Below are 21,031 nucleotides of genomic sequence, written 5' to 3'. Positions count from 1 at the left end.
AGTGTTACAATTATCTTTATGTGAAAGGAATCGGGGAGTGGTAATCATGAGTAAAAGGGATTACTATGAAGTCCTTGGAGTAAGCAAAAATGCATCTAAGGATGAAATAAAAAAAGCGTACCGAAAACTATCAAAAAAATATCATCCTGATATAAACAAAGAACCGGGTGCCGATGAAAAGTTTAAGGAAATTAAGGAAGCCTATGAAGTTTTAAGTGATGATCAAAAACGTGCCCAATATGACCAATTTGGCCATACCGATCCGAACCAGGGATTTGGAGGCTTTGGAGGAGCTGATTTCGGAGGCTTTGGCGGCTTTGAAGATATTTTCAGCGCGTTTTTTGGAGGGGGAACACGAAGAAGAAATCCGAATGCGCCAAGACAGGGGGCAGACTTGCAATATACGATGACCCTTGACTTTGAAGAAGCTGTTTTTGGAAAAGAGACCAATATTGAAATTCCTCGTGAGGAAACTTGCGATATCTGTAATGGTTCTGGGGCAAAACGAGGAACAAAACCTGAAGTTTGCAAACATTGCCATGGCACAGGCCAGTTAAGCACTGAACAAAATACACCTTTCGGTAAAATCGTCAATAGGCGGGTTTGCCATTACTGTAGCGGTACAGGTAAAGAAATTAAAGAAAAGTGTTCAACATGTGGCGGATCTGGAAAGGTTAAAATACGCCGTAAGATATCTGTAAAAATTCCGGCGGGCATTGATGACGGCCAGCAGATAAGAGTTGCAGGTGAAGGTGAACCGGGTATTAATGGTGGTCCTCCAGGGGATTTATATATAGTGGCTCATGTCAGACCACACGAATTTTTCAAACGTGATGGAGATGACATTTATTGTGAAATGCCAATCACTTTTGTCCAGGCGGCACTTGGCGACGAGATAGAGGTGCCAACTTTGCACGGTAAGGTTAAGCAGAAAATACCTGCAGGTACCCAAACAGGTACAAGATTCAGACTGCGAGGCAAGGGAGTGCCAAATGTCAGAGGTTATGGAATTGGCGACCAGTATGTTAACGTTCGGATTATCACCCCTACAAAATTAACAGAGAGACAAAAGCAGTTGCTCAAAGAATTTGCGGAAATAAGCGGTCAAGTTCCTCAGGGGGAACATGAAAAAAATTTCTTTTCAAAGGTAAAACGAGCCTTTAAAGGTGATTAATGGAATGGAGTTGGCAGATCGTGAAATGGTCAGAAATTAGCATTCATACGACCAATGAGGCAATTGAACCTATTGCGAATATTTTGCATGAAGCAGGAGCAAGCGGTGTAGTGATTGAAGATCAGTATGATCTAATAAAAGAAAGAGAAGACCGATTCGGTGAAATCTACCAGCTCAATCCGGATGATTATCCTGATGAAGGCGTAATTGTGAAAGCATACCTTCCGGTCAACAGCTTTTTAGGAGAAACGGTTGATGAAATTAAAGAAGCGATCAATAATCTTATTCTATACAACATTGACATCGGTTTAAATAAAATTACAATCAGTGAAATAAATGAAGAAGAATGGGCGACTGCCTGGAAAAAGTACTATAATCCCGTTAAAATATCAGAAAAATTTACGATTGTTCCTACTTGGGAAAATTATACTCCGGTACACAGCGATGAACTTATTATAGAATTGGATCCAGGAATGGCGTTTGGAACAGGAACTCATCCTACGACTGTTATGTGCATACAAGCTCTTGAGCGTACGGTTAAAAATGGGGATCGTGTCATTGATGTCGGTACCGGTTCAGGAGTTCTCAGCATCGCAGCAGCACTGCTGGGGGCAGAACAGGTCCAAGCGCTCGATCTTGATGATGTTGCTGTAAGTGCTGCGCGTCTAAATGTGAAATTAAATAAGGTTCAACATATAGTAACTGTTTTCCAAAATAACTTGTTGGATGGAATTGAAGACCTGGCAGACGTTGTTGTAGCCAACATTTTGGCAGAAGTTATTCTTCGATTTACAAATGACGCAGCGAGGATTGTAAAAAAAGGCGGTTATTTTATTACATCAGGAATTATTCAGCAAAAAAAACAAGCTGTAAAAGACGCGCTCATTGAAGCCGGTTTTGAAATAGAAGAAATTATTCAAATGGAAGATTGGGTTTCAATTATTGCCCGCAAGAATTGATAGCTTCTTAAAGGTTGAATCTTTCAGGAGCTGCCTTTTTCTCATTATGAATATGACAGTGTTAAAAAATACTTAACGAAGGAAGGTGCATCGTTTGCAAAGATACTTTGTTAGCCATCCGGCAATCGAAAACCGCTTTTCGATTACAGGGGATGACCTACATCATATTGTACGGGTCATGAGAATGAAAGAAGGAGACCGTATAGTATGTGTCGGTCCTGATGAAACCAGTGCGGTTTGTGAAATTGCAGAAATTACCGATGAACAAGTGATTGCAAACGTTGTACAATGGATGGATGGAACATCTGAATTGCCTGTTCGAGTTGCAATTGCGAGCGGATTGCCTAAAGGGGATAAATTTGAATGGATTATCCAAAAAGGCACTGAATTGGGAGCATGGGAGTTTATCCCTTTTACTGCAACCCGTTCGGTTGTAAAATGGGATGTTAAGAAAGCTTCCAGGAAGGTCGAAAGATGGAATAAAATTGCGAAAGAAGCTTCCGAACAATCCCATCGACAAAAACTTCCGGAAGTTTTAAGCCCTGTTTCGTTTACTGAATTGATTAATTTAAGCAAGAAATATGACAATAAATTAGTTGCATTTGAGGAAGATGCGAAACAAAGAGAATCCTCCGTTCTTTCGAAAACTTTAAATAAAATGGAAAGAGGGGAATCCATTCTTTTTGTTTTTGGTCCAGAAGGCGGTTTGTCAGAGGAAGAGGTTCTTCTTTTGAAGGAAAACGGATTTAAAAGCTGCGGGTTAGGGCCAAGAATATTGCGGACAGAAACGGCGCCATTATACGCATTATCAGCCGTTTCTTATCATTTTGAATTATTGGGGTGACCACAACTATGTCAACAGTGGCGTTTCATACATTAGGATGTAAAGTAAACCATTACGAAACGGAAGCTATCTGGCAGCTGTTTAAACAGCAAGGATATGAACGCGTTGATTTTGAAGCAATCGCAGATGTCTATGTGATCAATACATGTACTGTTACGAATACAGGTGACAAAAAGAGCCCTCAAGTAATTCGTCGGGCTATAAGAAAAAATCCGGATGCTGTCATTTGCGTAACAGGCTGCTATGCGCAAACTTCACCAGCTGAAATTCTTGCAATTCCGGGTGTTGATATTGTCGTGGGTACACAAGACCGTGCGAAAATGCTTGAGTATATTGAAAAGTATAAAAAAGAACGTCAGCCAATCAATGCTGTAGGCAATATAATGAAAAACCGTGTATACGAAGAACTTGATGTACCTTCATTTACTGACCGGACTCGTGCTTCATTAAAGATTCAAGAAGGCTGCAACAACTTCTGTACTTTTTGTATTATCCCGTGGGCGCGCGGATTGTTGAGATCCCGCGATCCTCAGGAGGTGATCCGCCAGGCTCAGCAGCTCGTAGATGCAGGTTATAAAGAAATTGTTCTAACAGGCATTCATACAGGCGGATACGGAGAAGACATGAAGGATTATAATTTTGCCATGTTGTTAAGAGATTTAGAAGCTCAAGTAAAAGGCTTAAAACGTCTTCGTATTTCATCTATAGAAGCCAGCCAGATTACAGATGAAGTCATTGAGGTATTGGACAAGTCTAAAGTAATCGTCAGACATTTGCATATTCCTCTGCAATCAGGATCAAATACAGTATTAAAAAGAATGCGGAGAAAGTATACAATGGAGTTTTTTGCTGAGCGACTAAACCGCCTGAAAGAAGCTCTTCCTGGATTAGCTGTTACATCTGATGTTATCGTTGGTTTTCCTGGAGAAACAGAAGAGGAATTTATGGAAACCTATAATTTTATTAAAGAACATAAATTTTCAGAGCTTCACGTGTTCCCATATTCTAAACGAACAGGTACACCTGCTGCCAGAATGGCCGACCAAATTGACGAAGAGGTCAAAAATGAACGAGTTCATCGCTTAATTGCCCTTTCTGATCAGCTTGCCAAGGAATATGCTTCGCAATTTGAAGGAGAAGTTCTTGAAGTAATTCCTGAAGAACGTTTTAAAGGGGATCCGGAAAGCGGACTTTACGAAGGGTACACAGATAACTACCTAAAAGTGGTTTTCCCTGCTACAGAAGAAATGATAGGAAAAATTGTAAAAGTAAAAATTACAAAAGCAGGATATCCATATAATGAAGGCCAATTCGTAAGAGTCCTCGATGAGGCGAATGAACAAGAAAAGGCTGCAATATAAGAAAAGGAATTGTGTAACACAATTCCTTTTTCTTTATGATGAATTCTTTCAAGCAATAGGAGGAAAAATATTTTTGTAGATAATAGCTGGATTTCATTATAATTTACTCGTATTTTTGGATCCATAATGATATGATTGTAGAGGTACGTACAACTCATTTTTGAAAGGAGAACTACTTTAATAATGGATATAGCTGGAATGATTGATCATACATTATTAAAAGCTGATGCAACAAAAGAACAGATTAAAAAACTTTGTGAAGAAGCAAAAGAATATAAATTCGCTTCCGTTTGCGTAAATCCTGGCTGGGTTAAATATGCGAGCGAACTATTGGAAGGCTCTGGTGTGAATGTTTGTACAGTAATCGGTTTCCCTCTTGGAGCAACGACATTGGAGACAAAAGTATTTGAAACAAAAAATGCCATTGAAAATGGTGCAGCGGAAGTAGATATGGTGATCAATATCGGAGCTTTAAAAGATGGCGATAACGATTTTGTTGAAAAAGAAATTCGTGCCGTTGTTGAAGCAGCAAAAGGACAAGCTCTTACAAAAGTCATTATTGAAGCATGCTTGTTAACCGAGGAAGAAAAAGTCCGTGCTTGTGAGCTTGCGGTAAAAGCAGGTGCTGACTATGTGAAAACTTCGACAGGCTTTTCAACCGGCGGTGCAACAGTAGAAGATGTTAAACTTATGCGTAAGACAGTTGGACCGGATATTGGTGTGAAAGCTTCTGGAGGAGTAAGAAGTGCGGAAGATGCAAAAAAAATGATTGAAGCAGGTGCTTCACGAATTGGTGCAAGTTCGGGCGTATCGATTGTAAAAGGATTAACAAGCGAATCTGATTATTAAGAAAACTTGCACTTAAAAGGGCTAATGGCTGTTGACCTTGTTTGAGCATTATATTATAATTTCTAAGTACATGTTTTTACATGTAGGATGTTAGTGTGTTGTGTTCGGAGGGAGGGAAAGAGAATGTCTAAAACTATCGTTCGTAAAAACGAATCGCTTGAAGATGCTCTTCGTCGCTTCAAACGTACTGTATCAAAAACCGGTACTTTACAAGAAGCTAGAAAGCGCGAATTCTACGAAAAGCCTAGCGTAAGACGCAAGAAAAAGTCTGAAGCGGCAAGAAAACGTAAGTGGTAAGAGAGGGTGTAATTAATGAGTCTTCTCGAGCGTTTAAATAATGATATGAAAGAAGCGATGAAAAGCAAAGAAAAAGACAAACTCTCTGTTATTCGGATGATTAAGGCCTCATTGCAAAATGAGGGAATTAAGCTTGGAAAGAAAGAATTATCCGAAGAAGAAGAGTTAACTGTTCTTTCTCGCGAAGTAAAACAACGCAAGGACTCCCTCCAGGAATTCGAAAAAGCCGGTCGTGAAGACCTCGTTGAAAAAATACGTACTGAACTCCAGTATGTAGAAGCATATTTACCAAAGCAGCTTTCTGAAGAGGAACTATCAGAGATCGTAAAAGAAACAATCTCTGAAACAGGCGCCGCGTCAAAAGCAGATATGGGAAAAGTGATGGCTGCAATAATGCCTAAAGTTAAAGGCAAAGCAGATGGATCACTTGTCAATAAACTTGTACAACAACACCTTTCATAATGTTAGAATCAAGCCGCAAGCGAATGCTTGCGGCTTTTTTAATGGTTTTAAAAATCGATAAAGTAAAACTTCCCATAAGTGGGGTCTACCGCCCGTTAATAAGGGATAAATTTTCATCAACCACATTTTTTGGAACTTTTCTTAAAGTAAATCGTAATAAAGGAATACAATATATAGAAATGGAAAGGAGGCGAAAGAGTGCAAAAGGTTCGAACCTTAACCGTCCTCTTTTTCGCAGTTGGATTATTTTTAATGTTGATCCCGTTCAACGGGTTAGCAAAGAATGAAACAGTCTATGTTGTTCCTATTGAAGGTACGGTAGAAAAAGGACTGTATGCTTTTTTAAAAAGATCTGTTTCCGAGGCAGAAGCGGCAGGAGCAGAAGCTGTTATCTTCGAAGTGAATACTCCTGGTGGAGCCGTTGATGCAGCGGCTGAAATAGGAAAATTGCTGTCTTCTGCAAAAATAAAAACAATAGCATTTATTAACAACAAAGCATTGTCTGCCGGAGCTTACATCTCATTGAATGCAGACGAAATTTACATGGTGCCGGGTGCAACAATTGGTTCCGCGGCAGTTATCGACCAAAATGGAAATACGGCCGGAAAAAAAGCGGAATCTTATTGGTTTGCTGCAATGCAAGGCGCCGCGAAAAAAAATGGCCGAGATCCTATTTATGCCCTTGCAATGGCTGATGAAAAAGTTGAATTACCTGAATATGGAGACGGAAAGGATGATTTGCTGACACTTACATCTGACCAGGCAATCAAAGCTGGCTATGCTGAAGGAATTGTTAAAAATTTAGATGAATTGATTAAAAAGCTTGGGCTTGCTCATGCAGATATTCGGACTATAGATGAAAGTTTTGCAGATAAAGTTGTCCGATTCATTACCCACCCGATTGTTATTCCAATTTTATTAACAATCGGATGCCTTGGGCTCGTTGTAGAACTGTTTTCTCCGGGATTTGGCATTCCAGGATTTATGGGCTTATCTGCTTTGCTGCTTTTTTTCTACGGTCATATAGTAGCCGGTCTAGCGGGATATGAAACGATCATTTTATTCGTAATCGGTGTTGGCCTCATTTTACTGGAATTTTTTATAACCGGAGGAATTGCCGGCGTACTTGGATTTATTTCGATTATCGCCAGTCTGTTTTTATCTGCTGAAAATGTCGTTCATATGGGAATTTCATTGTTGATTGCAATTGGCGTTTCGATCCTTGCATCTATTTTATTGGTAAAGGTGTTTGGTAAAAAAATGAGACTATTTAAGAAGATTGTCTTAACAGATTCAACAAGTGCGGAAAAAGGCTATGTCGCTAATAAAAGCCGTACGGAGCTGGTTGGCCTTGAAGGTTATGCATTAACAGCCCTGCGTCCATCCGGGACGGTTGTGATTAATGATGAACGGATAGATGTTGTCAGCGAGGGCAGTTTTATTCAGAAAAATGCAAGAGTAAGAGTGGTTAAAGCAGAAGGTCCAAGAGTCATTGTCAGGGAAATTCCCGACTCAAATAATAATCATTAACAAGGAGGAACTCAAATGATTACTTCAGGAACAGCTATTATACTTGTTCTGGTTGCGCTAGGGATTATTTTACTTGCCGTTCTGTTAACATTTGTTCCGGTTATGCTCTGGGTTTCCGCACTGGCTGCCGGAGTCCGTGTCGGTATTTTTACGCTTATTGGGATGAGGCTTCGCCGTGTTATCCCAAATAGGGTAATAAATCCGTTAATTAAAGCACATAAAGCCGGTTTAAATGTAACAACAAATCAGCTTGAAAGCCACTATCTGGCAGGCGGAAATGTCGACAGAGTCGTAAATGCATTAATTGCTGCTCAGCGCGCCAACATCGAATTAACCTTTGAAAGAGCCGCAGCGATTGATTTGGCTGGCCGTGATGTACTTGAGGCTGTACAAATGAGCGTTAATCCAAAAGTGATTGAAACTCCTTTTATTGCCGGGGTGGCTATGGATGGAATTGAAGTAAAGGCTAAAGCAAGAATTACGGTTAGAGCAAATATCGATAGATTAGTAGGGGGTGCTGGAGAAGAAACGGTCATTGCCCGTGTTGGTGAAGGCATCGTTTCCACGATCGGTTCATCTGATAATCATAAAAAAGTGCTGGAAAATCCCGATATGATATCGCAAACTGTTCTTACAAAAGGACTTGATGCGGGCACTGCTTTTGAGATTCTTTCAATTGATATTGCCGATGTGGATATCGGGAAAAATATCGGGGCAATGCTGCAGACGGACCAGGCGGAAGCTGATAAAAAAATTGCCCAGGCAAAAGCTGAAGAGCGCAGGGCGATGGCAGTTGCTCAGGAACAAGAAATGAAAGCCCGTGTTCAAGAAATGAGAGCAAAAGTTGTGGAAGCGGAAGCCACCGTACCTCTTGCCATGGCAGAAGCACTTCGTCAAGGGAATATTGGTGTAATGGATTATATGAATATTCGAAATATATCAGCCGATACAGAAATGAGAGATTCGATCGGAAAAATGACAGGCGATAAAAAAGACAGCAACAAAAATGAGTAGGAGGTATACCCAATTCTTAGGAAGGGAGGTAGGAAGCCTCTAATGGAAACAATTATTATCGCCATTGTCATCGGGATCATTTCAAGCATTTATAACCAGATTAAAAATCAAAACGGAAACCAAAAGAAACCAAGTACTGCAAAACCATTTACTGCAGGCGGGCCGCGTAACCCGAAGAGACAAGAAGTAACAGTTCATAAAGAAATGGAAAGACCAGAAAGGGAAAAGAAAAAGCAGAGGCCAATTGCCCATTTAGGTGAAATCGAAGCGAAATATGCTGAAGAGAAAAAGAAAGCTGAAGAGCAGATCATTGCTTTAAAAAAACAGCAAGCTGCAATTGAACAGAAGGCAAGACAAATCCGAAATTCTGTTGAAAATAGTGACTTAAGTATCAGCAATATCGCTCATATTGATTCCAACAAATCAATTTCAGTAGAAGAGTCAAATCTTCTTAATGGAATTATTTTTTCGGAAATTTTAGGGCCTCCGCGTTCCAAAAGGCCTTACATCTATAAAAGAAGATAGTCTTGTCCAGCTTTCGCCTCCTATCCCCTCGAGGTCGCTTCGGTCCTGCCAGTGAAGCCAAAAAGCGGCTTCACCGTCAGGACATCCAGCGCTTGTCGGGGATAATCAGTCGGCTCCGCTTTTCTTGATAAAATTAAGTGCTAGAACTTCCTTTTATTTCATACATATGAGATGAAAGGGGGTTCTTTTTTTATGGCAAAAAAATGGGGCCAGTTAATTAGAAACTGGATGACGAAAAAAATGGATCTTCCTCAAGATGTCATGATGGATTTACCCCGAATTACCATGATCGGACAAATTCATATCTATATTGAGAACCACCAAGGGCTATTAGCTTTTTCAGATAAAGAGCTGCGGCTGTTATTAAAGCAAGGACAACTTCTAATAAAAGGAAATGCTTTTGTAATAAAAACCATCTTTCCTGAAGAAATTTTGTTGGAAGGGAAAATAGACCAAGTTTTATACATTGATGAATAATTCAGGGGGAAGAAGATGAAAAACCATTGGATTATGTTTTATATTGGAATTGTAACGGTAAAAGTAACAGGCAAAGGAATTGAAAGGTTCATTAATCATTTAACAAAAAGCGGAATATTGATTTGGAACGTAAAACGACATGGAACAGCCGCGCTCACCTTTAAAATGAGACTCCCTGATGTAAAAAAATTGCGGATAGCTTCAAGAAAAAGCGAATGCAAGATTGAATTTTTACATGGCGGCGGGCTCCCCTTTTTATTGAAGCGACTATGGAAAAACAGTGGATTTATCATCGGTATCCTCTTGTTTTTTATTCTCATCATCTATTTATCAAATACAATTTGGGGAATTGAAATAAAAGGAGCTAGCCCTGCTACAGAACACCAAATCCGAAAAGAATTAAACCAAATGGGGATTAAAATTGGTAAACTGCAATTTTTTTTAGACGATGTAGAATCAATCCAACGTGAGTTAACGAACAATGTTAAGGCGATAACCTGGGTTGGAGTGGAATTAAAAGGGACAACCTTCCATTTTCAAATTGTGGAAAAAAAAGAACCGAAAAAATCTGAATATTTAAGTCCAAGACATTTAGTAGCGAAAAAAAAGGCTGTTATAGTGGACATGTTTGTTGAAAAAGGGGTTCCGATCGTCAAAGTCCATGAACATGTTCTTCCCGGACAACTGCTTGTTTCCGGAACATATGGAAAAGAAGGGAAAATAGTCAACGTTGCAGCCAAAGGTGAAATTTTAGGTGAAACTTGGTATAAGTCAGAGGTAGACCTGCCTCTTAAAAGTACTTTTCAAGTATTTAATGGAAACGAGAAAAGGAAATATTATCTAAAAATAGGAAGCTTGCGTATCAATGTATGGGGCTTTAAAAAACCGGAATATTCAGAGTATGAAAAAGAACGGCACGAAAAAAATATCCGGTTTTTAAAATGGAACCTGCCATTATCGATTGAAACCGAAACAATTCGTGAAAGGGAAAAGGTAACTAGAATTTATTCAAATGAGGATGCCATTAAGATGGCAAAAATTGCAGCGAGAAATGATCTTAAAAACCGTCTTCCTGAAGATGCAGTGATTAAAGGCGAAAAAATTTTGCACCAATCTATAGAGAATGGTAAAGTAAATTTAGTAATTCACTTTCAAATAATAGAAAACATTGCACAAGGACAACCAATTATCCAAGGAGACTGAGAATGGCAGAAGAGTTGAAAACAATCGATATCCATTTACAAAATCCAAATGAAGCAATTGCTTTGTTCGGGAATTCCGACATGAATCTGAAAATAATTGAACAAGAACTTAATGTTTCGATTGTAACTCGTGGGGAAACAGTATTTGTTTCGGGTGATACCGAAAAAGTGGAAATGGTCAACGAAATTCTTGAAAAATTAGTAACTGTTATTCGAAAAGGGATTCCTGTAGGTCAAAGAGATGTGATGTATGCTCTACAATTGGGACAAAAAGGGACACTTGATTATTTTGAAGATTTATATGAAGAAGAAATCACGAAAAATGCAAAAGGAAAATCGATTCGGGTAAAAACACTTGGTCAAAGCCAATATATAACTGCCATAAGAAAACATGATTTAGTATTTGGGATTGGTCCTGCCGGAACTGGGAAAACATATCTGGCAGTTGTTATGGCAGTAAATGCCTTGAAAAACGGCAATGTGAAAAGGATTATTCTCACTCGGCCTGCAGTGGAAGCAGGTGAAAACCTTGGATTTTTGCCGGGTGACTTAAAAGAAAAAGTTGATCCATATTTACGCCCTTTGTATGATGCCCTTCATGATATTTTGGGTGTTGAACATACCTTGAGGCTGATTGAAAGAGGAACAATTGAGATTGCTCCGCTAGCTTATATGAGGGGTAGAACATTGGACGATGCTTTTGTCATTTTAGATGAAGCGCAAAATACGACTCAAGCGCAAATGAAAATGTTTCTAACCCGCTTGGGATTCGGTTCAAAAATGGTGATTACTGGTGATAAATCACAGGTAGATTTGCCAAGAGGGATAAAATCAGGATTAATTACCGCTGAAGAAATTTTACAAAATGTAAGAGGTATCGCCTTTATTCATTTGGAACAAAGTGATGTAGTGCGCCATCCCCTTGTTGGAAAAATTATTGAAGCTTATGAAAAGTCAGAGAATCAATAGCCGTTCGGAATGCCGGACGGCTATTTTTGAGGATGAAAGTTGGCAAAAAAACTGTTATCATTTTACATAATTAGATCCATATTTCATTGTTCGCTTATCTGGCAGACAATTTTCTCGCCATGATAGGAGGGGTAGAGAAGATGCAAAAACTTCAGCATCAGTTTGCAAAAATAGGGAATTTGTTGGATATTACTTTTTTCAGAGTGCTTTTATTTTTTATTTTAGGAATCGTTCTATATGCGGCCATGTACAGCAATGTCAAACCGGAAAAACTTGATATCAAGCTTTTTTCAGTTGCGGATCAAACAATACGGTCGCCCATAACGATTGAAGACAAAGAAAGTACAGAAAAGAAGCGCAGAGAAGCCAGCGATCAAGTGAAGGATGTTTATACTCTAAAAAAAGAATATACTGAAAACAGGGTTGATTTAATCTCTTCAATTTTTGATTCTGTATCGGAATTAAACGGGGAAATTAAAGAGGAAATGGACAAGAAGAAAAAGGAATATGAAGAAGCGGTCAAAAAAGGAGAAAAACCGGATGCCGTTTCGGAGCCGAGCATATCAGAAAAATTGTCTAGGTTAAAAGAAAAACTGACCGAAAATGTTACAAAAGATTTATCAGATCATGTGTTTAAATCACTATTACAGGCATCGAAAGACGAGTTATCCATTGCTAAGGATTTAACAGTAACTGCAATAAATAACATCATGAGCCAAAGGATACCGGCGGATGAAGTTGAAAATGCAAAAAAACGCTTGGAAGAAGAATTAAAATTTACGAGCCTTTCAGGAAATATAAAAAGAGCAGCCATAGAGCTGGGGAGATATGCCATTATTCAAAACGAGTTTTATGATCCAATTGCCACCGAGGAACTCCGCCGGCAAGCGATGGAAGATATAGAACCTGTAAAAATTCTTCAAGGGCAAATTTTAGTAGAAGAAGGGCAATTGATTAACCGGGATATTTACCGGCAGCTTGAGCTTGTCGGCATGCTCGATAATGATAAATCAATTCAGCCTTTCCTTGGCCTAGGCATTATTATTTCTGTCATTTTGTCCGCTCTCTACTATTATTTTCACGAGCTGGATGTTGAAACGGCTAGAAAACGAACATATTTGCTTATGTTTAGTCTTATTTTTATTCTGTCCATTATTATAATGAAAATCATCAGCTTGTTCCAGGAATTCGATTATTCAGAAATAGGCTATTTATTTCCTGCAGCGATGGCGCCTATGCTCATTAAAATCTTAATTGACGAAAAATTGGCTGTGTTTATGACGATTACTTTGGCAATATGCGGAAGCATCATTTTTAATGAGGGTATTACCGGATCACTTCATATTTCCATAGGCATATATATTTTATGCAGCGGCATTGCTGGGATCCTGTTTTTAAGCAAGCTTAATCACCGTTCGAAAATCCTGCAAGCTGGGCTGTTTGTAGCAGTGGTAAATATTGTTATTATCTTGTCCTTAATGTTTTTAAGAAACGGGCATTATTCTGGACTGGAATTTAGCTTTTACTTTATTTCGGCTCTAGTTTCTGGGATCTCTTCTGCTGTATTGACAATTGGTTTGATTCCATTTTTTGAAGCTGGTTTTGGAATATTGTCAACGATGAAATTAATTGAATTGTCGAACCCTAATCACCCGCTGCTGCGAAAAATTTTAACCGAAGCTCCTGGCACGTATCATCATAGTCTAATGGTCGCGAATCTGGCTGAATCAGCTTGTGAAGCAATTGGAGCAAACGGTTTGCTAGCCAGGGTTGGTTGCTATTATCATGATATTGGCAAAACGAAACGGCCGCAATTTTTCATTGAAAACCAGATGAATATTGAAAACCCTCATGATCGGCTGCCGCCTCATACAAGCAAAAATATTATTATTGCTCATGCCACAGACGGCGCTGAAACATTAAGAAAGCATCGGGTCCCAAAGGAAATTGTGGATATTGCAGAACAGCATCATGGCACAACACTATTGAAATATTTTTATCATAAAGCAAAGCAAAATGGATTAGAAGCCAACGACGAAGAATTTCGCTACCCCGGCCCGAAAGCCCAGACGAAGGAAGCTGCTGTTATTGGAATTGCTGATAGTGTTGAAGCAGCAGTAAGGTCGATGTCGCACCCTACAAATGAACAGATTGAGTCCATCGTTCGCAATATCATATCTGACCGTTTGCAGGATGGTCAGATGAATGAATGCGACATTACGCTAAAAGAACTTGAAACAGTTGCACATACATTATGTGAAACATTAAAAGGGATTTTTCACTCTAGGATCGAGTATCCTGAAATGACAAAACAGAAGGTGAAACAAGCATGAGGTTAATAATTGACACATTTGATGAAACAAACAGCCTTACTGAACAGGAAATACTTCATATTAAAGAATTATTGCTTTTTGCAGCAAGAAGTGAACAATTAGAAGAAGACTGTGAACTGTCGGTAACCTTCGTTTCAAACGAACGAATTCAGGAGATAAATCGGGAATACAGGGATAAGGACAGACCAACAGATGTCATCTCTTTTGCTATGGAGGAATTGGGTGAAGGAGAGGTGGAACTTGTTGGCGCAGACATGCCAAGAGTGCTTGGGGATATCATTATTTCTGTACCAAAGGCAAGAGAGCAGGCAGAGGAATATGGACATTCGTTCATGCGGGAACTCGGTTTCTTATCAGTACACGGATTTCTCCACCTCTTGGGATATGATCATGAAACCGATGAACAAGAAAAAGAAATGTTCTCTAGACAAAGGAAAATTTTAGATGAGTTTGGGCTCGGACGGTAATAAAAAAAAGGTCTTTTCCATCCGTGTATTCCGGTCGTTTGTTTTTGCATATGAAGGCATTGTTTCGGCTATAAAGAAAGAAAGGAATTTGAAAATCCATCTTGTGTTTGCTGTAGTAGTAATCATCGCCGGAATAATTTTTTCACTCTCAGCTCTTGAATGGGTGGCAGTGATTGTCGCGATAGGAGGAATGCTTGCTTTAGAACTTCTTAATACAGCTATCGAGCGTGCTGTTGATCTTGTAACAGATGAATTTCATCCATTGGCAAAACAGGCGAAAGATGCAGCGGCCGGTGCTGTCCTAATCTATGCAGTGATGTCAGCAATCATCGGGCTGATTGTGTTTCTGCCTAAAATCTTTAGTTTTATACAACGTTTGTAAAAAGTTGCCATTACAGCAACTTTTTTATTTTTAAGGAAATTATAAATTTCAATACGTTGTGTATAACTTTGAATAGAGTTTATCGTAATCTGGCTCCAGCGCCCAGCCCCTCGAGGTCACAAGCCAAATCACTCCAGAGTCTATCGACTCTTGCGTGATTCGTCTTGTGCTTGTCGGGGCTAAATGGGGCGCTTGCGCCTTTTGTTCTTTTTCAAAAATTTGAATTCGCTCATCATTTTCGATAAAATTACAGAGCGCAACATTCCAACTTGAAATATATTTAGAAAATTCAATTTTTTTATTTCTCTTTTGCTAATATCGATGAAATGAAAGCAAAAATAAGGTAAAATATAAAGAAGGCAGTCTTCTTTAGGAAAGGAAGAAATTGTATTGATTATGGAACATTTGATTGCAGAAGCAAAAAAAGCACGAGAAAAAGCATACGTTCCTTACTCTAAATTTGCAGTGGGGGCAGTGCTGTTGACAGATGGCGGAAAAGTTTACCATGGATGCAATATCGAAAATGCGGCATACAGCATGACAAATTGTGCAGAAAGAACGGCATTATTTAAAGCTTTTTCAGAAGGAGAACGAAAATTTAAAGCTTTAGCCGTCATTGCGGATACGAAACGTCCAGTGCCGCCGTGCGGAGCATGCCGCCAAGTAATTTCTGAGCTTTGCCCTCAAGATATGAAAGTAGTCTTAGCAAATTTAAATGGTGATATAAAAGAATTAACAGTCAAAGAATTATTGCCAGGAGCATTTTCACCGGAGGATTTATATGAATAACAGAGAAGAACGAACAGAGTATAAATCAGGGTTTATTTCCATTATCGGCAGGCCAAATGTGGGAAAATCAACTTTCCTTAACCGTGTAATCGGCCAAAAGATTGCTATAATGAGCGATAAACCGCAAACAACAAGAAACAAAATACAAGGTGTGCTCACTTTACATGATTCACAGCTCATATTTATAGATACACCAGGAATCCATAAACCGAAGCATAAATTAGGCGATTTTATGATGAAGGTTGCAATTAACGCTTTAAAAGAAGTCGATCTCATCTTATTTATGGTCAATGCTGAGGAAGGATTCGGTCGCGGTGAAGAATTTATCATCGAAAAATTTCAACAAATAAAAACGCCTGTTTTTCTCGTTATTAATAAAATTGACAAGATCCATCCTGATGAATTGCTGCCTTTAATTGAATCTTACAAAGAAAAGTATTCATTTAGTGAAATTATTCCAATTTCTGCACTTCAAGGGAATAATGTGGAAGCGCTTTTAGAACAGATTAAGAAATATTTGCCAGAAGGGCCACAGTATTATCCGGCTGATCAGGTGACTGATCATCCAGAAAGATTTATTGTTTCTGAATTGATTCGAGAAAAAGCCCTTCATTTAACCCGTGAAGAAGTGCCTCACTCATTGGCAGTTGTTATTGACAAAATGGAGCGGCGTGAAGAAAGTGACGTGATCCATGTAATGGCAACTGTGATCGTCGAACGAGACTCCCAAAAAGGAATCATCATCGGCAAACAAGGAAAAATGTTGAAAGAAATAGGCCAAAGAGCCAGGGTGGATATTGAAAACCTGCTTGGTTCAAAAGTATTTCTCGAACTATGGGTAAAAGTTCAAAAAGATTGGCGCAATAAGATTTCACAGCTTCGCGATTATGGTTTTCGTGAAGATGAGTACTGATTTATATGAAAATTCAATCCTAAATAAGTTATTAATGGAATTCTTTGTTTATGCATGATAATGATTAACAAATTTTTCGTCTCATGATTTTTGGATGGCAGGCTATGATAATTGTTAAGGACTTGGGATAGAAAAATTGCTCGAAAGGTGGGGTTTTCAATGTTGGATTTTACCTGGAAAGTTTTTTCGCAAACAGGTGATATTGACACATATCTTCTCTTTAAAGAATTGGAGAAGGAAAGACAAGAAACACCCGTAAGTTTGGAAGACGAGCTAACAGAAGTTGATTTTCCCATTTCATAAGTTTGTCCCTATCATTCGGTGGTGACTTGTGATGCTTCAAAAATGTGAAGGCATCGTCTTAAGGACAACAGATTATGGTGAAGCAAATAAAGTTGTTACATTATATACCCGTGAGTGGGGAAAGATTGGTGTGATGGCGCGAGGGGCAAAAAAGGCGAATAGCCGCCTTTCTGCCGTCACCCAGATTTTTACATATGGATACTTTTTAATTCAAAAAGGCAGCGGTCTTGGCAGCTTGCAGCAAGGTGAAATATTATCCTCAATGCGTTTGATTCGAGAGGATATTTTTTTAACTGCATATGCGAGTTACATTTTGGAACTGACGGATAAAAGCACTGAGGAAAAAAAATCAAATCCTTATCATTTTGAATTGCTGCTTCAAATTTTGAAATTTATGAATGAAGGGTATGACCTCGATATTTTAACGAATATATATGAAATGAAAATGCTCAATTCTTTGGGGCTCTATCCTGAATTAAATCACTGTACCATTTGCGGCAACACAGATGGGCATTTTTCTTTTTCAATCCGGGAAGGGGGATTTATTTGCCACCGGTGTATTGAAAAAGATCCTTATGCGCTTAAAATTTCCTCTGCAACTGCTAAATTACTGAGGCTTTTCTATTATTTTGACCTTTCAAGGCTTGGAAATATTTCAGTTAAACCGGATACAAAAGCGGAATTGAAAAAAGTTATTTCTGCTTATTATGATGAATACTCAGGTTTGAAATTAAAGACGAAGAAATTCTTGAATCAAATTGATAAAATGCGTGATTTGCTGTCATAATATTGACAAGTAAAAATCTATCCGATAAGATTCATAGTAAATTAATACGTTGCTGTGATGGAAAGGAGTACTTAACCACTTCTATAAAAGCGAACCCGGGATGGTGGGAGCCGGGGTATAGAAAGTTAAGGAAGGCGTTCCGGAGCAATGTTGGTGCCAGTCGGCACATAAGGTGGCTGTTTTTAACAGCAAGTAGGGTGGAACCGCGGGTAACTCTCGTCCCTATGCAAAAGGCATAGGATCGGGAGTTTTTTTATTTACGTTAATTACATAAAAAAGGGAGCGAGATTTATGACTGTTTCAATGGATCAAATTGTTTCACATGCAAAGCACCGGGGCTTTATCTTTCCAGGCTCGGAAATATACGGCGGCCTTGCAAATACGTGGGACTATGGTCCGCTTGGCGTTGAATTAAAAAACAACATCAAACAGGCTTGGTGGAAAAAATTCGTCCAGCAGTCCCCTTATAACGTAGGCTTAGATGCTGCCATCTTGATGAATCCTCGTACGTGGGAAGCTTCAGGGCATCTCGGCAATTTTAATGATCCAATGATTGACTGCAAAAATTGTAAGGCAAGACATCGAGCTGATAAATTAATCGAAAATGCACTTGATGAGAAAGGAATTGAAATGGTCGTTGACGGACTGCCGTTTGAGAAAATGGAGTCTTTGATAAAAGAACATGATATTGCATGTCCTGACTGCGGCAGTAAAGATTTTACCGGCATCCGCCAATTTAATTTAATGTTTAAAACGTTCCAAGGTGTTACAGAAACAAGTGCAAATGAAATTTACCTTCGTCCTGAAACCGCACAGGGGATTTTCGTAAACTTTAAAAATGTTCAGCGTACAATGAGAAAGAAGCTTCCGTTTGGCATTGCCCAGATCGGTAAAAGTTTCAGAAATGAAATTACACCTGGAAACTTTACATTCCGCACAAGAGAATTTGAACAAATGGAACTTGAATTTTTCTGCAAGCCCGGTGAAGAGTTGAAATGGTTTGATTATTGGAAGGAGTTTGCTGAAAATTGGCTTCTCTCTTTAGGAATGAAAAGGGAAAATCTCCGATTGCGCGATCATTCTGAAGAAGAGTTATCCCATTACAGCAATGCAACTACAGATTTTGAGTACAAATTCCCATTTGGCTGGGGAGAACTTTGGGGTATTGCTTCAAGAACCGACTACGATTTGAAACAGCATATGGAATATTCCGGTGAAGACTTCCACTATTTAGATCAGGAAACAAATGAAAAATTCATTCCGTATTGCATTGAACCGTCACTTGGAGCTGATCGGGTAACACTTGCATTCTTGATAGATGCTTACGAAGAAGAAAAACTTGAAGATGGTACGACAAGAACTGTGATGCATTTACATCCGGCACTTGCACCATATAAAGCAGCTGTTCTTCCATTGTCTAAAAAGCTTTCTGAGGAAGCTAAACAAATTTTCGAAGAGTTATCAAAGCATTTTCTCGTTGATTACGATGAATCAGGATCGATTGGCAAGCGCTACCGACGCCATGATGAAATCGGAACGCCATTTTGCATCACATACGATTTTGATTCTCAAGACGATAAAATGGTTACCGTCAGAGACCGCGACACAATGGAACAAAAACGTGTGCCGATAGCAGAACTTGCAAGTTTTATTCAAGAAAAAATTCAATTTTAATAAGAAAGTACGGATCTTTGTCCGTACTTTTTTCATTTTGAAAGTCTTTATTTAATACCTTAAGAAAAAATAATTGGTTCATCAAATCAAGACACTTTTCAAAAGAGAGAATTAGTATATAATATTAATGTAATAGTATAACCTTTTGAGCGCTTTTTTCATTAATATTCAGCTGCAGCGTCTAGGCGCTTCAGCTTTTCTTTTAAGGTGGTGAGTACAATCGAACTGAACAAACGCCAAGAACAGATTTTGCAGATTGTAAAAGAAAATGGTCCAATTACCGGCGAGCAAATCGCAGAGCAGCTAAATCTGACAAGGGCCACGTTGCGTCCTGATTTGGCAATCTTAACGATGGCCGGTTACCTTGACGCAAGGCCCAGGGTCGGGTATTTTTATACAGGTAAATCAGAAGCTCAGCTTCTTACTGAAAATTTGCAAAAAATTTATGTAAAGGATTACCAATCCGTTCCCGTCGTAGTCCCTGAAAATCTTTCTGTATATGATGCGATTGTGAAAATGTTTCTTGAGGATGTCGGAACATTATTTGTCGTCGACGAATCGTCTATATTGGCTGGCGTTCTTTCAAGGAAAGATTTACTGAGGGCAAGTATCGGAAAACAGGAGTTAACTACATTGCCGGTTAACATTATTATGACAAGGATGCCGAACATTACAATGTGCCAAAAGGATGATTTGCTGATTGATGTAGCAATGAAGTTAATTGAAAAGCAAATTGATGCTATGCCTGTGGTGAAAGAAACTGAAAAAGGTTTTGAAGTAATAGGAAGAATTACAAAAACGAATATTACAGAAGCATTTGTGTCACTTGTAAAAAATGAATAAAAAATAGAATTTCGGCCAGAGGGGATTGTTATGATTGACGAACAAAATGCCTATCATTTATGTTGTATCTGATTCCGTTGGCGAGACAGCTGAATTGGTTACAAAGGCAGCACTCAGTCAGTTTAACGGTGTAGATGTCACAATAAAAAGGTTTCCTTACATAGAAATGAAAGAAAACATTGATGAGCTCATTGCCCTTGCGAAATTAGACCAAGGAATGATTGCATACTCACTTGTAAAACCTGAAATGAGAAGTTATTTAAAAAAAATGGCTGATAAGGAAGGGCTATATGTTTGCGATATCATTGGCCCGCTAATGGATCAACTCCAAATTTTGTTCGGCAAAACGCCTCTCTTTGAACCGGGACTTGTGAGAAGATTGGATGATGATTATTTTAAAAAAATAGAAGCGATCGAGTTCGCAGTTAAATATGATGATGGCCGTGATCCACGGGGAATTCTTAAGGCGGACATTATCCTTATAGGTGTTTCGAGAACATCGAAAACTCCTTTATCTCAATATTTAGCCCATAATCGGCTAAAGGTAGCAAATGTGCCGATTGTCCCTGAAATTGATCCACCCGAAGAGCTTTTTCTTGTCAGACCTGAAAAATGCTTTGGGCTTAAAATAAGTGCGGAAAAATTAAACGAGATACGCCGTGAACGATTAAAATCATTAGGGTTAAACTATCAGGCAAATTATGCGAATATCGAACGAATAAAAGAGGAACTCATTTATTTTGAAAAGGTTGTTGAAAAAATAGGCTGTCCCTTTATTGATGTTACGAACAAAGCAGTTGAAGAAACTGCAAATGTAATTTTAAAAATTTATCAGAATAATCATTAGGAAAATAGCACATATCACATGATACGTGCT

General features: G+C 38.8%; 23 protein-coding genes. All 23 read left to right on the top strand.

Annotated elements, in window-relative coordinates; all coding sequences use genetic code 11:
- Positions 1-46: 46 nt before the first annotated feature.
- The 23 genes from dnaJ (at position 47) to BMMGA3_RS11465 (ending at position 21,001) form a co-directional block, all read left to right on the top strand.
- Positions 47-1,174, top strand: a complete 1,128-nt coding sequence (gene dnaJ / locus BMMGA3_RS11570) for a molecular chaperone DnaJ (RefSeq protein WP_004435827.1) — start codon at positions 47-49, stop codon at positions 1,172-1,174.
- A gap of 20 nt (positions 1,175-1,194) precedes the next feature.
- Complete coding sequence (gene prmA, locus BMMGA3_RS11565) at positions 1,195-2,133, top strand: 50S ribosomal protein L11 methyltransferase (RefSeq protein WP_038502380.1); 939 nt, start codon at positions 1,195-1,197, stop codon at positions 2,131-2,133.
- 94 nt (positions 2,134-2,227) lie between these two features.
- Positions 2,228-2,977, top strand: a complete 750-nt coding sequence (locus BMMGA3_RS11560) for a 16S rRNA (uracil(1498)-N(3))-methyltransferase (RefSeq protein ID WP_004435823.1) — start codon at positions 2,228-2,230, stop codon at positions 2,975-2,977.
- Positions 2,978-2,985: 8 nt separating this feature from the next.
- Positions 2,986-4,338, top strand: coding sequence for a tRNA (N(6)-L-threonylcarbamoyladenosine(37)-C(2))-methylthiotransferase MtaB (gene mtaB / locus BMMGA3_RS11555; protein WP_004435820.1), 1,353 nt, complete (start codon positions 2,986-2,988; stop codon positions 4,336-4,338).
- 183 nt (positions 4,339-4,521) lie between these two features.
- Positions 4,522-5,187 (top strand): deoxyribose-phosphate aldolase, encoded by a 666-nt coding sequence (gene deoC, locus BMMGA3_RS11550; protein WP_004435819.1) that lies wholly within the window; start codon positions 4,522-4,524, stop codon positions 5,185-5,187.
- Between the two features lie 123 nt (positions 5,188-5,310).
- Complete coding sequence (rpsU, locus tag BMMGA3_RS11545) at positions 5,311-5,484, top strand: 30S ribosomal protein S21 (RefSeq protein WP_004435817.1); 174 nt, start codon at positions 5,311-5,313, stop codon at positions 5,482-5,484.
- A 15-nt stretch (positions 5,485-5,499) separates the two neighbouring features.
- Entirely contained in the window at positions 5,500-5,946 is a 447-nt protein-coding gene (locus tag BMMGA3_RS11540; RefSeq protein ID WP_004435814.1) for a GatB/YqeY domain-containing protein, read from the top strand.
- Between the two features lie 198 nt (positions 5,947-6,144).
- A complete protein-coding gene (locus BMMGA3_RS11535; protein ID WP_004435812.1) occupies positions 6,145-7,476 on the top strand; it encodes an NfeD family protein in 1,332 nt (443 codons plus the stop codon).
- Between the two features lie 15 nt (positions 7,477-7,491).
- Positions 7,492-8,490, top strand: coding sequence for a flotillin-like protein FloA (floA, locus tag BMMGA3_RS11530; protein ID WP_004435810.1), 999 nt, complete (start codon positions 7,492-7,494; stop codon positions 8,488-8,490).
- Positions 8,491-8,532: 42 nt separating this feature from the next.
- Positions 8,533-9,015, top strand: a complete 483-nt coding sequence (locus BMMGA3_RS11525; RefSeq protein WP_004435808.1) for a hypothetical protein — start codon at positions 8,533-8,535, stop codon at positions 9,013-9,015.
- A gap of 192 nt (positions 9,016-9,207) precedes the next feature.
- Complete coding sequence (gene yqfC, locus BMMGA3_RS11520; protein WP_004435806.1) at positions 9,208-9,492, top strand: sporulation protein YqfC; 285 nt, start codon at positions 9,208-9,210, stop codon at positions 9,490-9,492.
- Between the two features lie 15 nt (positions 9,493-9,507).
- The gene (yqfD, locus tag BMMGA3_RS11515) at positions 9,508-10,695 is read left to right on the top strand and encodes a sporulation protein YqfD (RefSeq protein WP_004435804.1); all 1,188 of its coding nucleotides are present in this window, start codon (positions 9,508-9,510) and stop codon (positions 10,693-10,695) included.
- 2 nt (positions 10,696-10,697) lie between these two features.
- Positions 10,698-11,663 carry a PhoH family protein gene (locus tag BMMGA3_RS11510; protein ID WP_004435802.1) on the top strand — a complete coding sequence of 322 codons (966 nt, stop codon included), beginning with the start codon at positions 10,698-10,700 and terminating at the stop codon, positions 11,661-11,663.
- A 140-nt stretch (positions 11,664-11,803) separates the two neighbouring features.
- A complete protein-coding gene (locus tag BMMGA3_RS11505; RefSeq protein ID WP_004435800.1) occupies positions 11,804-13,996 on the top strand; it encodes an HD family phosphohydrolase in 2,193 nt (730 codons plus the stop codon).
- Complete coding sequence (ybeY, locus tag BMMGA3_RS11500; protein ID WP_004435798.1) at positions 13,993-14,463, top strand: rRNA maturation RNase YbeY; 471 nt, start codon at positions 13,993-13,995, stop codon at positions 14,461-14,463. The genes BMMGA3_RS11505 and ybeY overlap by 4 nt, the downstream gene beginning before the upstream one ends.
- Positions 14,441-14,845, top strand: a complete 405-nt coding sequence (locus BMMGA3_RS11495) for a diacylglycerol kinase family protein (RefSeq protein WP_004435796.1) — start codon at positions 14,441-14,443, stop codon at positions 14,843-14,845. Before ybeY ends, BMMGA3_RS11495 begins: the two co-directional genes overlap by 23 nt.
- 396 nt (positions 14,846-15,241) lie before the next feature.
- A complete protein-coding gene (locus tag BMMGA3_RS11490; RefSeq protein WP_034669390.1) occupies positions 15,242-15,634 on the top strand; it encodes a cytidine deaminase in 393 nt (130 codons plus the stop codon).
- Positions 15,627-16,547, top strand: coding sequence for a GTPase Era (gene era, locus BMMGA3_RS11485; protein ID WP_004435794.1), 921 nt, complete (start codon positions 15,627-15,629; stop codon positions 16,545-16,547). Before BMMGA3_RS11490 ends, era begins: the two co-directional genes overlap by 8 nt.
- 159 nt (positions 16,548-16,706) lie before the next feature.
- Positions 16,707-16,850, top strand: coding sequence for a YqzL family protein (locus tag BMMGA3_RS17475; protein ID WP_004435793.1), 144 nt, complete (start codon positions 16,707-16,709; stop codon positions 16,848-16,850).
- Between the two features lie 31 nt (positions 16,851-16,881).
- A complete protein-coding gene (recO, locus tag BMMGA3_RS11480) occupies positions 16,882-17,637 on the top strand; it encodes a DNA repair protein RecO (RefSeq protein ID WP_004435792.1) in 756 nt (251 codons plus the stop codon).
- A 291-nt stretch (positions 17,638-17,928) separates the two neighbouring features.
- On the top strand, positions 17,929-19,311 hold the full coding sequence (locus tag BMMGA3_RS11475) for a glycine--tRNA ligase (protein ID WP_004435791.1): 1,383 nt from the start codon (positions 17,929-17,931) through the stop codon (positions 19,309-19,311).
- A 210-nt stretch (positions 19,312-19,521) separates the two neighbouring features.
- Positions 19,522-20,154, top strand: a complete 633-nt coding sequence (locus BMMGA3_RS11470) for a transcriptional regulator CcpN (protein WP_004435788.1) — start codon at positions 19,522-19,524, stop codon at positions 20,152-20,154.
- Positions 20,155-20,200: 46 nt separating this feature from the next.
- Positions 20,201-21,001 carry a pyruvate, water dikinase regulatory protein gene (locus tag BMMGA3_RS11465; protein WP_034669389.1) on the top strand — a complete coding sequence of 267 codons (801 nt, stop codon included), beginning with the start codon at positions 20,201-20,203 and terminating at the stop codon, positions 20,999-21,001.
- The last annotated feature ends 30 nt before the right edge of the window (positions 21,002-21,031 follow it).

This window comes from Bacillus methanolicus MGA3, assembly GCF_000724485.1.
GTDB lineage: Bacteria > Bacillota > Bacilli > Bacillales > Cytobacillaceae > Bacillus_Z > Bacillus_Z methanolicus_A.
Note: the sequence above shows the minus strand (reverse complement) of the source record. Positions and strands in the feature narration are given on the sequence as shown.